The sequence below is a fragment of the Microbaculum marinum genome (assembly GCF_037855135.1).
Lineage (GTDB): Bacteria > Pseudomonadota > Alphaproteobacteria > Rhizobiales > Tepidamorphaceae > Microbaculum > Microbaculum marinum.
This window is the reverse complement of record NZ_JAZHOF010000001.1, coordinates 230871-245992: the sequence shown is the minus strand read 5'-3', so window position 1 is coordinate 245992 and position 15122 is coordinate 230871. Positions and strand designations below refer to the sequence as shown.

Below are 15122 nucleotides of genomic sequence, written 5' to 3'. Positions count from 1 at the left end.
CATGGCAACCGCAGCCCTCACCATCGACAATATCGGGGTCGAGTTCTCCGGCTTCCGGGCCGTCGACGGCGTGTCGATGATCGTCGACGAAGGCGAACTCCGCGTGCTGATCGGCGCCAACGGCGCCGGCAAGACCACGCTGATGGACCTGATCAGCGGCAAGACGGAATCGACCTCCGGCCACGTCTATCTCTACGAGGACGAGATCACCAACAAGTCGGAGCACGCAATCGCTCGGGCGGGCGTCGGCCGCAAGTTCCAGATACCCAGCGTCTTCAAGGACTTGACGGTGCGCCGCAACCTCGAGGTGGCGAGCTGCCCGAGCCCGAGCGTCTTCGCCAATCTCGGCTTCGGCTTTCCCAGGCCGTCCAGGGACAAGGTCGATGCGACGCTCGAACTGGTCGGCCTCGCCGAGGAGGAGGGACTTCCCGCCGCGATCCTGTCGCACGGCCAGACCCAGTGGCTCGAACTCGGCATGCTGATGGTGCAGGACCCCAAGATCCTGCTGCTCGACGAGCCGACGGCCGGCATGACCCAGGCCGAGACGCAGAAGACGGCGCGACTGATCAACGAGTTGCGCGGCCGCCACACGATCCTCGTCGTCGAGCACGACATGACCTTCGTTCGCGAGATCGCCGAGCGGATTACCGTCATGCATCTCGGCCAGGTGCTGGCGGAAGGATCGATCGCCCAGATCGAGACCGACGAGAAGGTTCGCCGCGCCTATCTCGGTTCCCACGGAATCGTGTCGTGAGGCGCCCGGCATGCTGACGCTCTCCAACGTCGACAGCTACTACGGCCGCAGCCACATCCTGCACGGCGTCTCGCTGCAGGTCCCCGACGCCAGCTTCGTGGCGATCCTCGGCCGCAACGGCACCGGCAAGACCACCCTGCTGAAGACCCTGATGGGCCTCACCGACCGGATGACCGGCAGCATCAGCCTCGGCGACGTCGAGATCGGCACGGCCCCGACCTACCGGCGTGCCAGGTCCGGCATCGCCTACGTGCCGCAGGGCCGCGAGATCGTCCCGGACTTCACCATCCGCGAGAACATCCTGATGGGCTCGTTCGCGCGACCGGACCGCAGGCACGTCGTGCCGGATCTGGTGCCCGAGCTGTTTCCCTATCTGATCGACAACCTCGATCGGCCGGGCGGGGTCCTGTCCGGCGGCCAGCAGCAACAGCTCGCGATCGCCCGGGCCCTGGCCGCCGAGCCGAAGGTGCTGCTGCTCGACGAGCCGACCGAGGGCATCCAGCCGAACATCGTCGAGGAAATCGAGAACATCATCATCCGCCTGAACAAGGAGATGGAACTGACCGTCATTCTCGTCGAGCAGAACGTCGCCTTCGCGCGCCGTGCCGCCCAGCGCTTCGCCATGATGGAGAAGGGCCAGGTGGTGGCGTCCGGCGGCATCGGCGAGCTGACCGACGAACTGGTCCACCGGCATCTCGCCGTGTGAACCGACAACCGGCCGCGCCGCACAAGGCGCTGCCACTTAGGGCAATGCGTCAAGGGAGTCTAAGATGCTGCACGGTGATATTTCCTCCTCCAACGATACCGTCGGCGTAGCCGTCGTGAACTACAAGATGCCGCGGCTGCACACCAAGGCCGAGGTTCTCGAGAATGCCCGAAAGATCGCCGACATGCTGGTCGGCATGAAGCGCGGCCTGCCGGGCATGGATCTGGTGATCTTCCCGGAGTACTCGACCCACGGGATCATGTACGACCCCAAGGAGATGTACGAGACCGCCGCGACGATCCCCGGCGAGGAGACCGAGATATTTGCCGAGGCCTGCCGCAAGGCGAAGGTCTGGGGCGTCTTCTCCCTGACCGGCGAGCGCCACGAGGAGCATCCCAACAAGGCGCCCTACAACACGCTCATCCTGATGAACGACAGGGGCGAGATCGTCCAGAAGTACCGCAAGATCATGCCGTGGGTGCCGATCGAGGGCTGGTATCCGGGCAACTGCACCTACGTCTCCGACGGCCCGAAGGGCATGAAGATCAGCCTGATCATCTGCGACGACGGCAACTACCCGGAGATCTGGCGCGACTGCGCCATGCGCGGCGCCGAACTGATCGTGCGCTGCCAGGGCTATATGTACCCGGCCAAGGACCAGCAGGTGGTGATGGCCAAGGCGATGGCCTGGGCCAACAACGTCTACGTCGCGGTTGCCAACGCCGCCGGCTTCGACGGCGTCTACTCCTATTTCGGCCACTCGGCGATCGTCGGCTTCGATGGCCGGACGCTTGGCGAGTGCGGCGAGGAGGACATGGGCATCCAGTACGCCCAGCTGTCGCTCAACCTGATCCGCGATGCGCGCAGGAACATGCAGTCGCAGAACCATCTCTTCAAGCTCATGCACCGCGGCTACACGGGCACGATCAATTCCGGCGACGAGATCCAGGGACACGCCGTCTGCCCCTTCGAGTTCTACAAGAACTGGGTCACCGACCCGGAAGGGACCCGCGAGATGGTCGAGCAGATCACCCGCTCGTCCGTCGGCACCGAGGAATGCCCGATCGAGGGGATCCCGACGGAAAAGGTCGCACACCGCTAGGAGTTGCGGCCCGAGTGGCGGGGCGCACCGTCTGGTCCCGCCACTCCTACTGATCTGGACGCAGTCCTCGCGGGGTGAACCGGCATGGTGCGCATCGATTCCGTCGTCGGCAGCAGGCTCGATCCGGGCCTGTCGGACCGGATACATCATCTGGAGCATCACGATGCCGTCGAGTACGTGCGGCTGCCGACGGCAGACACCGCCCGCAAGCGGCTGCGCGTGACGACCGACCGCGGCACCGACTGCGCCATCGCGATCCCGCGGTCGCAATCGCTTTTCGATGGCGCGGTGCTGTCGCTCGGCGACGACCGCGCCATCGTACTGCGCGTTCTGGAGGAGCGCTGGCTGCGCCTCAGACCGGCCACGGCGGCCGACGCGCTGGAGCTCGGCTACAGCGCCGGCAATCTGCACTGGCGGGTCCGCTTCGACGGCGGCGATCTGCTGGTGGCGCTGGAAGGTCCGGTGGAAGGCTACCTCGCACGCATCGCGCCGCTGATCGAGGCGGGCCGCGTCTCGCCCGTCGGCCCCGAACCGGGGGAGCCGTGAGACGATGGGCAACGAAGATGCACTGCTCCTCGTCCTTCAACACGCAGACAGCGCATTTCCAAGCGGCGGCTTTGCCTTCTCGCAGGGTCTGGAGGGATATGCGGCGCTTGCCGGGCGGCCGGAGCTCGCCGGCCTTGAAAGCTTTCTGCGCACGCAGATCCGGCTGCGCTGGGCCAGCGCCGATCGGATCGCCCTGATCCGCGCCCACCGCACCGGCGGCGACCTGGAGGCAATCTCGGAGATCGATGCCGAGATCGAGGCTGTGACGCTGCCGGAACCGCTGCGCTCGGGATCCCGGCGCAACGGCGCTGCGTTCCTAGCAACCCATGCTCGCCTGGGAGTAGCGGCCGCGACCGCCTATCGCGCCCGCATCCGACAGGGTCGTGGCCACGGCCACCTCCTCGCCATGCAGGGCCTGGTCTGGTCCACGCTCGGCGTCGGCGAGGCCGAAGCAGCCGCCGTGTCGGGCTACCAGTTCGCCGCCGCGATGATCCAGGCGGCGGTCCGCCTGGGTCTGACGGGAGCGATCGATGCGCAGCGCGTCCTGGCCGAACTGCGCCCGGAGATCGCGGCCGCGGTGGAGCGGCCGGTGCCGAGGGATGCCGACATCGAGAGTTACACCCCATTGGCCGACATCGCGGCGATGCGCCACGCGCGGCAGGAGTCACGGTTATTTGCCAACTAAGACAACCAGCCACGGCATCGATCACGACCGGCGGCGGAACAGACGAGGCACGAACACCGAAGCCCGGAGCTTCGAGAAATCTTCCAAGGGGCGGGGATGCAATTGGGACGGCAGCCGCAAGCTCTCGCGAAACAAAGGAGACTTGGAATGTCCACCCGAAATGAAAGTTCGATCGCGCACGAGGTAGAAGAGGTAGAGGAGCACGTCGACGCGATCCTCGGCCATGAATACGAACATGAACCGGTTCCGCCCAGTGCGCGCCGCAGCCTGTTATCGGTGACGATGGTATGGATCGGCTTCCCGATGATCATCACCGGGGCAATGACCGGATCCATTCTCGTCCTCGGCATGGGCTTCCGGAACGCGCTGATCGCCATGATCGTCGGAAACGCGATCATGTTCGCCTATGTCGGGGCGCTCGGCGTACTGGGCAACCGGACCGGCATGAACTTCGCGCTGATCGCCAGCGTCGTCTTCGGCAACAAGGGCTACATGCTGGCGTCGGGCCTGCTTTCGACGCTGCTTCTTGGCTGGTACGCGGTCCAGACCGGCATTACCGGCGCACTCGTTTCCAGCACATATGGCCTGAACTACGTGCTGATGACGATCATCGCGGGCGTTCTCTACATCGCGATCACATTCGTCGGCGTGAGAGGCCTCCACTGGATCGGCACGATCTCCGTGCCGCTGTTCGTCGTCCTCGGCCTGTGGGTCGCCGGCCACGCGGCCTCGACCTCGAGTTGGGAGGCGATCTACTCCTATGCCGGCAACAACGGTGTCGCGAGCATGTCGATGGGCATCGGGCTCACCGTGGTCATCGCACTGTTCATCGATGCCGGCACGGTGACGGCCGACTTCAACCGGTGGGCAAAGGACACGCCGAGTTCGCTGATCGCGACGTTCAGCGCCTTTCCATTCGCCAACCTGGTGGCGATGCTGGTCGGCGGCGTGATGACCGCGGCGCTGGCGGTTCCCGACGCCAACCCGTTCGGAACCGACAACATGTTCGGCTACATGAACTCCATGCAGCTCACCTGGCTGAGCGTGCTGGCGTTCCTGTTCCTCTACATCAACCTCGGCTCGGTGTGCTCGCACTGCCTGTACAACGCGGCGACGGGCTGGTCGCGCATCGTGGGAAGCCACATGCGCCTGCTCGCCGTCATCCTCGGCGTCATCGGCATCGCCGTCGCCGCCGGCAACGTCTGGGCGTTCTTCATCCAGTGGCTCTCGCTCCTAGGCATCCTGGTGCCGCCGATCGGTGCGATCATCCTGGTCGACCAGTATGTCCTGCGCCGCGGTGCGACCGCCACGACCGACTGGCGGGGGACGGCGTTCGGCGCCTGGGCCATCGGTTCGATCGTCGCGTTCATCGTCGAGGAAACGATGCCGCACCTGTCCACCGCCATTTCGGCCGCCGTCGTCGCCGCCGTCGCCTACTGGGGCCTCTCGCTGGTCGTGGCGCGCCAGCCCCAGACCACCTGACGGGAACACCTGCGCTGACCCGCCCCCATGGGGGCGGGTCTCCACCAACGAGGAAACGAAAAGCGATGGACTACGAGATCTTCGATCTGGGCGACTTCGCGCTGCAGCGTGGCGCGACGCTGAGGGACTGCAAGCTGGCCTACAAGACGTTTGGAACGCTGAGTCCGGCGAAGGACAACGTCATCGTCTATCCGACCTGGTACTCCGGCCAGCACTATGACAACGAATGGCTGGTCGGCGAGGGAATGGCGCTCGATCCCTCGAAGTACTTCATCATCATTCCCAACATGCTGGGCAACGGCCTGTCGTCGTCGCCCTCGAACTACCCGGAGCCGTACAACGGGCCGCGGTTCCCGCAGGTGACCGCCTATGACAACGTCAAGGCGCAGCACAGGCTGATCACCGAGAAGTTCGGGATCGAGCACATCGTGATGGTGGTCGGATGGTCGATGGGCGCCCTCCAGACCTTCCACTGGGGCGCGATGTATCCCGACATGATGGACAAGCTGGCGCCGTTCTGCGGCTCGGCCAAGTGCTCCCGGCACAACTTCGTCTTCCTGGAAGGCGTCAAGGCGGCACTCACGGCGGACGCTGCCTGGAACAACGGCTGGTACGATGAAAAGCCGGCAAAGGGATTGCGGGCCGCAGCGCGAGTGTATGCCGGGTGGGGTTTCTCGCAGGCGTTCTACAGGCAGAAGCTCGACATCGAGACGCTCGGCTTTTCCTCACTCGAGGATTTCCTGGTCGCCTTCTGGGAAGGCTTCTTCCTGCCCAAGGACGCAAACAACCTTCTGACCATGCTGTGGACCTGGCAGAACGGCGACATCAGCGACAACGAGCTCTACGGCGGCGATTTCGAGAAGGCCCTCGGCGCAATCAAAGCCAAGACGTTCGTCATGCCCGGCAGGACGGATCTCTATTTCCCGCCGGAGGACAGCGAGAACGAGGTCGCCAACATGCCGAACGCGGAGTTCCGGCCGATCGAGTCAGTCTGGGGCCACTTCGCCGGCGGACCGGGCACCAACCCGGTCGACGTCAAGGCGCTCGACGACATGCTGAAGGAGTTGCTCGCCGCCTAGCGGAGGAAGGCTCGGCCGGGCGCCCGGCCATCGGTGTCACAGGAGCATGCTATGTCCCGGACTGACGATATCTGCAGCATGGATGCCACGGCGATCGCCCGGCACGTGCGCGAGCGCACCGTGTCGGCGGTGGAGGTGACCGAAGCGCACCTGGCGCGCATGACGGCGCTGGAGCCGAAGCTCCACGCCTTCTGCACGCCGACGCCGGAGCTCGCTCTCGATACGGCGAAGTCGATCGACGCGGCCATCGCGGCCGGCGATCCGGTCGGGCCGTTCGCCGGTGTGCCGGTCGGGGTCAAGGACCTGATCTGCACGGCGGGGATCAAGACCGTCTCCGGATCGTTCGCCTACGAAGACTTTGTCCCCGACGAGGACGATATCGTCGTCGAGCGGCTGAAGGACGCGGGCTGCGTGATCCTCGGCAAGACCAACGTGCCGGAGTTCGGCTACAGCGGCGTCGGCCACAATCCCGTCTTCGAGACGACGCGAAATCCCTGGAACCTCGACATGACACCCGGGGGGTCCAGCGCCGGATCCGGCGCGGCGGTGGCATCGGGCATGTGCCCCTTCGCGCTCGGCAGCGACGGCGGCGGCTCGATCCGGATTCCCTCGGCGCACAGCGGCCTTTACGGTCTGAAGGCCTCAATGGGACGCGTGCCGCTCTATCCCGGCACCAAGGACGAACGCTATCCCGGTGTCTCGAGCTGGGAGAGCCTCGAGCACATAGGCCCGATGAGCCGCACCGTGGCCGACGCGGCGCTGATGATGTCGGTCATCGCCGGCCCCGACCCGCGAGATCGGCATTCGCTGCCCGAGCCGTCCTTCGACTGGCTCGAGACGATCAAGGGCGACATCCGCGGCAAGAAGGTGGCCCTGAGCATCGACTGGGGCTACGCCGCGGTCGACCCGGAGGTCCGCGAGATCGTCACGGCCGCGGCGAAGGTGTTCGAATCCGATCTCGGCTGCACCGTCGAGGAAGCCCATCCCGGCTGGGAGGACCCGTATGGCGCGTTCTGGGGCATCGTCGCGCTCGAATCCGACCTGAAAGGCCTGCGCAGGATGGCCGATGAGTACGGCGACCGGATGACGCCGCACCTGCTCGACTTCATTCGCCGGCCATGGACCGCCGAGGAACTGACGGACGCCGTCATGGTCCGCAAGGCCGTCAACAACAAGATGTGGCGGTTCATGCAGAACTACGACCTGCTGCTGACGCCGACGCTCGCAGTGCCGCCCTTCCCGGTCCACATCCAGGGACCGGAAAAGATCGACGGGCGGATGGTGGCGCCGTTCCAATGGCTGGCCTTCACCTTCCCGATGAACCTGACCGGCCAACCTGCGGCCTCCATTCCGGCCGGCTGGACCGACGGTGGCCTGCCGGTCGGCCTGCAGATCGTCGGCCGGCATCTCGACGATCCGCTCGTGCTGCGGGCGTCCGCCGCCTTCGAGGCGGCCCGCCCGTGGATCGATCGCCGTCCCCCCGTCCTGGACGCCTGACAAGGAAACGACGTGCTCCTCACACCGACCGAACTCGAACGCCTGACGATCTATACGGCAGCCGAACTCGCCCGGAAGCGCCGCGCCAAGGGTCTGAAGCTGAACTATCCGGAAGCCGTCGCCATCATTTCCGACGAGATCCTCGAAGGCGCCCGCGAGGGCCGGTCGGTGGCCGAGCTGATGTCGTACGGGGCGACCATTCTGACCAGCGCCGACGTGATGGAGGGCGTGCCGGAGATGCTGCACATGCTGCAGGTAGAGGGTACGTTTCCCGACGGCACGAAGCTCGTCACCCTGCATGATCCGATCCGCCCGGTACCCGGCGGGGCGAGTCCGTCGCGCGTGCCCGGCGAGGTCCTTGCCGGGGAGGGAGACATCGAGCTCAACCCCGGCCGTCCGCTGGCCACGCTCAGCGTCGTCAATACCGGCGACCGGCCCGTTCAGATCGGCAGCCACTACCATTTCTTCGAGGTCAACAAAGCGCTCGAGTTCGATCGGGCCGCAGCCTTCGGCATGCGCCTCGACATCGCTGCGGGGACAGCGGTCCGATTCGAGCCCGGGCAGTCGAAGGAGGTGACGCTGGTCGGGTTCGGCGGCACGCGGGAGGTCTCCGGTCTGCATCGCCTGACGGACGGACCGATCGACGGCGAAGACCGGAAATCGGCCGCTCTCGAGCGCGCCCGGGCCGCCGGATTCAAGGGGGCATAGCGATGGCCACGATCAGCCGCAAGGACTACGCCGCCATGTACGGCCCGACCACCGGCGACGGCGTCCGGCTTGGCGACACGTCGCTGATCGCCGTCGTGGAGAAGGACTACGCGACCTACGGCGACGAGTGCCTGCACGGCGGCGGCAAGACGCTACGCGACGGCATGGGATTGGTGGCCGGCCACACCAGCGCCGACGGCGCCCTCGACATGCTGCTGTGCAACGTCATGGTGATCGATCCGGTCGTCGGCATCGTCAAGGGCGACCTCGGCATCCGCGACGGCAAGATCGTCGGCATCGGCAAGGCCGGCAATCCCGGCATCATGGACGGCGTAGACGAGCGGCTGATCGTCTCCGCGGCCACGACCGTGCGCGACTGCGAGGGCCTGATCGCCACGGCCGGCGCGCTCGACGTGCACGTTCATTTCGATTCCGCCCAGCTCTGCGAGCACGCCATCGCGTCGGGCATCACGACGATGCTGGGCGGATCGCTGGGGCCGATCACGGTCGGCATCGACTCCGGCGGACCGTTCAACGTCGGGAAGATGCTGCAAGCCTCCGAGGCCTGGCCGATCAATTTCGGCTTCCTCGGCCGCGGCAACTCGCACAAGCCGGCTTCGCTGGTGGAGCAGATCGAGACCGGCTGCCTCGGCCTGAAGCTGCACGAGGATTGGGGCTCGATGCCGGCCGCGATCGACACCTGCCTGGCGGTCGCCGACGACCTCGACTTCCAGGTCCAGCTCCACACCGACACGCTGAACGAATCCGGATTCGTGGAGGACACTCTGGCCGCGATCGGCGGACGGACGATCCACATGTACCATACCGAGGGGGCCGGCGGCGGCCATGCGCCGGACATCATTTCGGTCGCCGGCGTCGCCAATTGCCTGCCCTCGTCGACCAATCCGACCAATCCCTATACGGTCAACACCTTCGACGAGCACCTCGACATGACGATGGTGTGCCATCACCTCAATCCGGCGATCCCCGAGGACGTCGCCTTTGCCGAAAGCCGCATCCGCGCCCAGACGATCGCCGCCGAGGACGTCCTGCACGACATCGGCGCGATCTCGATGCTCGGGTCCGACAGCCAGGGCATGGGCCGGATCAACGAGGTGATCTGCCGTACCTGGCAGCTCGCCTCCAAGATGAAGGACCAGCGCGGCCGCCTGCCCGAGGAGCAGACCTTCGGCGACAACGAGCGGATCAAGCGCTACATCGCCAAGTACACGATCAACGCCGCCCGGACCTTCGGCATCCACGACCATGTCGGCTCGCTCGAGGACGGCAAGATGGCCGACATAGTGGTGTGGCGGCCGGCCTTCTTCGGCATCAAGCCGGAACTCGTCATCAAGGGCGGCTTCATCGCCTGGGGTGCGATGGGCGACAGCGCCGCCTCGCTGATGACCTGCGAGCCGCTGATCATGCGCCCGCAATGGGGCGCCTTCGGTCGCGCCGGTCAGACGCTGTCGGCCTGCTTCGTCAATCCCCGCGCAATCGATGCGGGCCTGTCGGTCACGCTCGGACTGACCAAGCCGCTGCTGCCGGCCCGAGGGACGCGCGGCCTCGGCAAGCAGGACATGCTGCACAACTCTGCGCTGCCGGAGATCCGCGTCGATGCGCAGACCTTCGAGGTCTTCGTCGACGGAGAACTGGCAACCTGCGAGCCGGCAAGCGAACTGCCGCTCGCCCAACGCTACATGATGAGGTGACCGGATGAATGAGGCATCGAGCCGCTCGCTTGACGGGCAAGCGGAGGCGGCAGGCGCCGCCCGCATCGGCATCGGCGGCCCGGTCGGATCCGGCAAGACGGCGCTGATCGAGAAACTGATCCCGGTCCTGTCGCAGCGCGGCATATCGCTTGCCGTGGTTACCAACGATCTCGTCACCCGCGAGGACGCCGAGCGGCTGAAGCGCAGCGGCCTGATCGATCCCGCCCGCGTCGCCGCGGTGGAAGCCGGCGCCTGTCCGCACACGGTGATCCGGGAGGACCCCACTCTCAACATCGCCGCAGCCGACGATCTGGAAGCCAGTCTGCCGGGCCTCGATCTGATCATCATCGAATCGGGCGGCGACAATCTCGCCTCCACCTTTTCACTGGACCTCGTCGACTGGTGGATCTTCGTGATCGACGTCGCCGGCGGTGACGATATTCCGCGCAAGCGAGGGCCGGGCATCCTCCAGGCCGATCTGCTGGTCATCAACAAGGCCGATCTCGCCCCGCATGTCGGCGTCGACATAGAGGCGATGGGACGCGAGGCGGCCGAAGTGCGCGCCGGCAAGCCGCTCGTCTTCACCAACTGCCGCACGGGGGAAGGTGTCGATGCCGTCGCCGATGCGATAGCGCACGATGTGCTGATGCTGAAATGACGGCAACCGTCGCGGCGATGGACACCGTGGCGCCGGCCCCCGGCCGGAAGGGACGCGCCTCGTTCGCATTCGCCCGGACGCAGGACCGCACATTCCTCGCCCGCCAGCAGGTGGGCTATCCGTTCCACGTCACGCGGCCGTTCCATCTGGAGGCGGAGCCCGCGCATCTGGCGACGCTCTACCTGCAGTCGGCGTCCGGAGGCATCTATTCAGGCGACGACCTCGCTATCGATATCGAAGCCGCCGGCGATACCGGTATCCACATCACCAGCCAGGCCTCGACCGTCGTCCACGATACGCGCGGGGCGCCTGCCCGGCAGGTCATTCACATCGACGTCGGGGAGAATTCGTTCATGGCGTTCGCGACGGACCCGCTGATCCTGTTTCCCGGCGCAGCGATCGAGCAGTTCGTAACCGTGCGGCTCGGCCGGGGATCGGCGGCCCTGGTCACCGACGCCTTCCTCAGCCACGACCCGGGCGGCCGGCAGCGTCCCTTCGGCCTCTACCGCAGTGTCGTGGAGATTATGGACCAGGACGGAGCCCGATTGGCCATCGATCGGACGCGCATAGAAGGTGCCGATCTCGCGGGAGCGGTCTCGCCGCACGGCGGCTTCAGCGCATCCGCCAGCGTCTTTGCCGCCGGGTTCGACACATCGGGGCTTCCGCCCGAGGTCCTGGAGACGGCGCTTGCCGGACCGGGCACCCTGTGCGGCGCCTCGGAGCTCCCGAACGGCGCGGGTATCGGCATGCGGATCCTCGCCGATGGAGGCGTGTCGCTGACGCGGGCGCTGGAGCGGGTGTTCGACACGGTCTTCGCCGCCCGCTTCGGCACACCGCCGAGCAGACGCCGCAAGTAGCATCGAAACGGGTCACCGTTCGAGCCCCCCTCACCCGGGTCAACGGCCCGACCTCTCCCCGCCGGGGAGAGGTGGCGGCAGGCTCGGAGCAACACCTCTCCCACCGGGAGAGGTCGGCTGCGCCCGGCCGGGTGAGGGGTTGCGGCGCCGTCCGCATCTGTATGTCCCTCAGCGCACGGCCAGCCTGAAATAGAGTGCGGCCAGCCGCGCCGGCAGATCGGCGAGGCGGTTGATCGGAATGTAGTTGCCGCGGCCGAAGATCGTCGAGCCCGATCCGTGGCCGGCCGGATCCAGCCCGACGCAGAAGATGTCCAGACCGCGTCCACGCGCCGCCAGAACCGCCCGCCGGCAGTCCTCCGTAAGGTATTGCGAATCGCGGACGTCGACGTCCGACGGTTCTCCATCGGTCAACACGATCATCAGTCGTCGGAAGCTGCGTTGGCTGGAAAGCTCGGTGCCGGCATGGCGGATCGCCGTGCCGAGCCGTGTCGAGAGGCCGGACCTGAGACCGGCCAGCCGGTCTCCGACACGCGGCGAGTACGGCTCGGCGAAATCCTTCACGCGGATGATCCGGACGTCTTCGCGGCGGTCGGAGGCAAAGGCCCAGATCGCAAACGGATCTCCCAGCGCCGACATCGCTTCGCCGAGGACCGCGGTCGCCACGCGCTCCATGTCGAGCACGGTGCGGTCCGATCCGGGGACACGGTCCTCCGTCGATTTCGAAACATCCAGCAGGATCATCGTCGCGACATCACGGTGACGGCGCGCCTTCGTCTGGTGGATTCGCGTGTCGGGCATCTCGCCGACACGCCGGGAGATTTCCGCCTCGATGGTGGCATCCAGATCCAGTTGCTCGCCTTCGGGCCGGCGCTTGAGCCGTTGCGGCCGACCGACCTTCAGGGAGCGCACCAGCGCCGTCACCCGGTTGGCGATGTCCGCCTGCTCCGCCAGCAGTTCGTTCATCGTCCCCGGCCTCCCGGGCTTCACCGCATAATCGCGAACCGTCACCCAGTCGGTGCGTTCGAGGCCGGCGGCGCTGTCCCACTCGGGATAGGTCGCAACGGCAATCCCGTCCTCGGCTGGCACGTCGCTCGTCCGGGCGCGGTTCGCCGTCGCCGCCTCTGGAGCCTCTTCCTGCCGGTCGCCGTCGGTTTCCGCCTCCTGCTGCTCGAGCCTCACCGAATCGACCATCATCTCGATCGTCTCCGGGTCGGCATCGGCCTCTTCGCCGAAATCCCACAGGCCGAGCCCGTCGTCGCGATAGGCCGGCTCGACCACGTACGCCCGGGCATTGAACTGGATGCGGAGCTGGCCGAGATCGTTGCCGAGCAGCCCGCCAATTTCGCGCGACAGGGTCTGGTCGTGCGGCCGAAGGGCGAAGGCGTCCTCGAAAAGCGACCGACCCTTGCGCACCCAGCCGTCGTCATCAGCGTAGTCGGGATCGATCAGTGCCCGCGCCAGCCGCGCGAACAGGGCCGGAGCGGTCTGCGCACTTCCAGGGATCGCCACATGATACGGTATCCAGAGGCTACGCAGCCCGGGAAACTCCGCCATCGCCTGGCGTTCGACCCGTGCGTCCTCGATCACGTTGATCAGCGCGATCTGCATAGGCTTGAGCTGATCGACCTTGAACCTTTCGCGGGTATGGACGAGATGCGCACCGGCATGCGCGAAGGCGGCGCGAAAGAGATCGCGAGCCTGATATTCCGGCACGCCCCGAAACACCTCCGGCACCAGTAGAATGCCGCCTGCGATCCGCACCCGACGAGCGGGCGCCGCCGCGTCTGCCGCATCGAGGCTGCGGACCGGCGGTCCGATGTTCCAGAGCGCCTTCAAGTAGGCCTTGAGCTGCCGCTCGACATCGGCGAGCGTCACGCCATCGCGGCGGCTGTAGAGAATCCGGCGCGCGATCGGATCTTCCAGGGTGAAATAGGCAATCCGTCGTTGCCGCTCCCGGCCGCCGATCTTCAGCCCGGTCGCTACCCAGCCCTGCAGTTCGGCGGGCGTAAGCTCCGCGAGCAGCAGGTGGGTTCGCGCGAGGATCTCCGCAACACACTCCGGTGCCGGTCCGGCGGCCAAGGCGACCGCTCGCATCCAGGCTATCGAGCCGGCCGGGCCGGACTTCGACACCACGTCCGGAAGGACGGAAAACGCGGCGGTCGCGGCCGATGCGCCCGCCTCGCAACAGATGTCGCGCCCGATGGCCGCGGCTTGCGCCAACCCGCCCGCACCGAGGCTGTCGACCGATCCCAGGCTGGCGCGCCAATAGGCCAGCAGGCAGGCAGGCCCCGCATTGGCATTGAACAGCAGGAGCGAGGCGTCAGCCCAGATTTCGCGGTCGGCCGGGGAGACGGTGCGCTCGAAGCGACGCCAAAGCTCGTGAAATACCGCATGCAGATTGGGCCGATGGCGGATCAGGCGGTGCAGTCGCGTGACCGCCGTATCCGGCGGCGTCTCGATGATGCGAAGTGCGGGGCGGACGCGATCGGCCATCGCCTATTGCAGACAGGCAGCGACGGCCGAGCGCAGCGCATCGCGTATATCGGCATCGTCGGTAACGGGCGTGATCAGCGCCACCTCGCAGGCTTCCAGGATCGGGATGCCCCGCGAGATCAGCCGCGCTGCATAGATCAGCATGCGCGTCGAGGCGCCCTCGTCGAGGCCGCTGCCGCGCAGGTTGCGCGACCGCGCCGCGATGTCGACGAGGCTTTCGGCAAGCGCCGTGTCGATCTTCGCTTCGTGTGCGACGATGGCCGCCTCAAGCGGCTTTTCGGGATAGTCGAAATCGATCGCGCCGAAGCGCTGCTTGGTCGATTCCTTGAGGTCCTTGATGGCGCTCTGGTAGCCGGGATTGTAGGAGATCACGAGCTGGAAATCGGGATGCGCCCTGACCAGCTCGTTCTTCTTTTCGAGCGGCAGCAGGCGGCGCTCGTCGGTCAGCGGATGGATGACCACGGTGGTGTCCTGCCGTGCCTCGACGATCTCGTCCAGATAGCAGATCGCGCCGCATCGCACGGCGATCGTCAGCGGCCCGTCATGCCAGACGGTCCCTGTCTCGTCGAGGAGGTAGCGGCCCACGAGGTCCGACGCCGTCATGTCCTCGTGACAGGCCACCGTGATGAGCGGCCTCTGGAGCTTCCAGGCCATATGCTCGATGAACCGGGTCTTGCCGCATCCGGTCGGCCCCTTGAGCATCATCGGCATGCGGTCCGCGTAGGCTGCTTCGTACAGGGCGACCTCGTTGCCGGAGGCCAGGTAGTAGGGTTGTTCCGATATCCGGTAGCCGTCGATGTCCATGCGGTTGCTCTGGTCGTGTTGCACCAAGCTGAAACGCAA

At 66.4% G+C, this 15122-nt stretch carries 14 protein-coding genes; 12 read left to right on the top strand and 2 right to left on the bottom strand.

Going from position 1 to position 15122, the window contains the following annotated elements; all coding sequences use genetic code 11:
- Position 1: 1 nt before the first annotated feature.
- The 12 genes from urtD (at position 2) to V3328_RS01100 (ending at position 11786) form a co-directional block, all read left to right on the top strand.
- On the top strand, positions 2-754 hold the full coding sequence (gene urtD / locus V3328_RS01155; RefSeq protein ID WP_340327803.1) for an urea ABC transporter ATP-binding protein UrtD: 753 nt from the start codon (positions 2-4) through the stop codon (positions 752-754).
- 10 nt (positions 755-764) lie between these two features.
- A complete protein-coding gene (gene urtE / locus V3328_RS01150; RefSeq protein WP_340327802.1) occupies positions 765-1460 on the top strand; it encodes an urea ABC transporter ATP-binding subunit UrtE in 696 nt (231 codons plus the stop codon).
- A gap of 64 nt (positions 1461-1524) precedes the next feature.
- Positions 1525-2562: an aliphatic amidase gene (locus V3328_RS01145; RefSeq protein WP_340327801.1), complete on the top strand. Its 1038-nt coding sequence runs from the start codon at positions 1525-1527 to the stop codon at positions 2560-2562.
- 84 nt (positions 2563-2646) lie between these two features.
- Positions 2647-3108, top strand: a complete 462-nt coding sequence (gene ureE / locus V3328_RS01140) for an urease accessory protein UreE (RefSeq protein WP_340327800.1) — start codon at positions 2647-2649, stop codon at positions 3106-3108.
- A gap of 4 nt (positions 3109-3112) precedes the next feature.
- Positions 3113-3793, top strand: a complete 681-nt coding sequence (locus V3328_RS01135) for an urease accessory protein UreF (RefSeq protein ID WP_340327799.1) — start codon at positions 3113-3115, stop codon at positions 3791-3793.
- A gap of 147 nt (positions 3794-3940) precedes the next feature.
- Complete coding sequence (locus V3328_RS01130; RefSeq protein ID WP_340327798.1) at positions 3941-5275, top strand: purine-cytosine permease family protein; 1335 nt, start codon at positions 3941-3943, stop codon at positions 5273-5275.
- 65 nt (positions 5276-5340) lie between these two features.
- On the top strand, positions 5341-6354 hold the full coding sequence (locus V3328_RS01125; protein ID WP_340327797.1) for an alpha/beta fold hydrolase: 1014 nt from the start codon (positions 5341-5343) through the stop codon (positions 6352-6354).
- A 51-nt stretch (positions 6355-6405) separates the two neighbouring features.
- A complete protein-coding gene (locus V3328_RS01120; RefSeq protein ID WP_340327796.1) occupies positions 6406-7851 on the top strand; it encodes an amidase in 1446 nt (481 codons plus the stop codon).
- A 12-nt stretch (positions 7852-7863) separates the two neighbouring features.
- Positions 7864-8559 carry an urease subunit gamma gene (locus V3328_RS01115; protein WP_340327795.1) on the top strand — a complete coding sequence of 232 codons (696 nt, stop codon included), beginning with the start codon at positions 7864-7866 and terminating at the stop codon, positions 8557-8559.
- Between the two features lie 2 nt (positions 8560-8561).
- Positions 8562-10271 (top strand): urease subunit alpha, encoded by a 1710-nt coding sequence (ureC, locus tag V3328_RS01110; RefSeq protein WP_340327794.1) that lies wholly within the window; start codon positions 8562-8564, stop codon positions 10269-10271.
- A 4-nt stretch (positions 10272-10275) separates the two neighbouring features.
- Complete coding sequence (gene ureG, locus V3328_RS01105; protein ID WP_340327793.1) at positions 10276-10929, top strand: urease accessory protein UreG; 654 nt, start codon at positions 10276-10278, stop codon at positions 10927-10929.
- The gene (locus V3328_RS01100) at positions 10926-11786 is read left to right on the top strand and encodes an urease accessory protein UreD (RefSeq protein WP_340327792.1); all 861 of its coding nucleotides are present in this window, start codon (positions 10926-10928) and stop codon (positions 11784-11786) included. The genes ureG and V3328_RS01100 overlap by 4 nt, the downstream gene beginning before the upstream one ends.
- A 168-nt stretch (positions 11787-11954) precedes the next feature.
- On the opposite strand, the gene V3328_RS01095 is transcribed toward V3328_RS01100, so the two are convergent.
- Positions 11955-14279, bottom strand: a complete 2325-nt coding sequence (locus V3328_RS01095) for a nitric oxide reductase activation protein NorD (RefSeq protein WP_340327790.1) — start codon at positions 14277-14279, stop codon at positions 11955-11957.
- Positions 14280-14282: 3 nt separating this feature from the next.
- Positions 14283-15083, bottom strand: coding sequence for a CbbQ/NirQ/NorQ/GpvN family protein (locus tag V3328_RS01090; RefSeq protein WP_340327789.1), 801 nt, complete (start codon positions 15081-15083; stop codon positions 14283-14285).
- Positions 15084-15122: the final 39 nt, after the last annotated feature.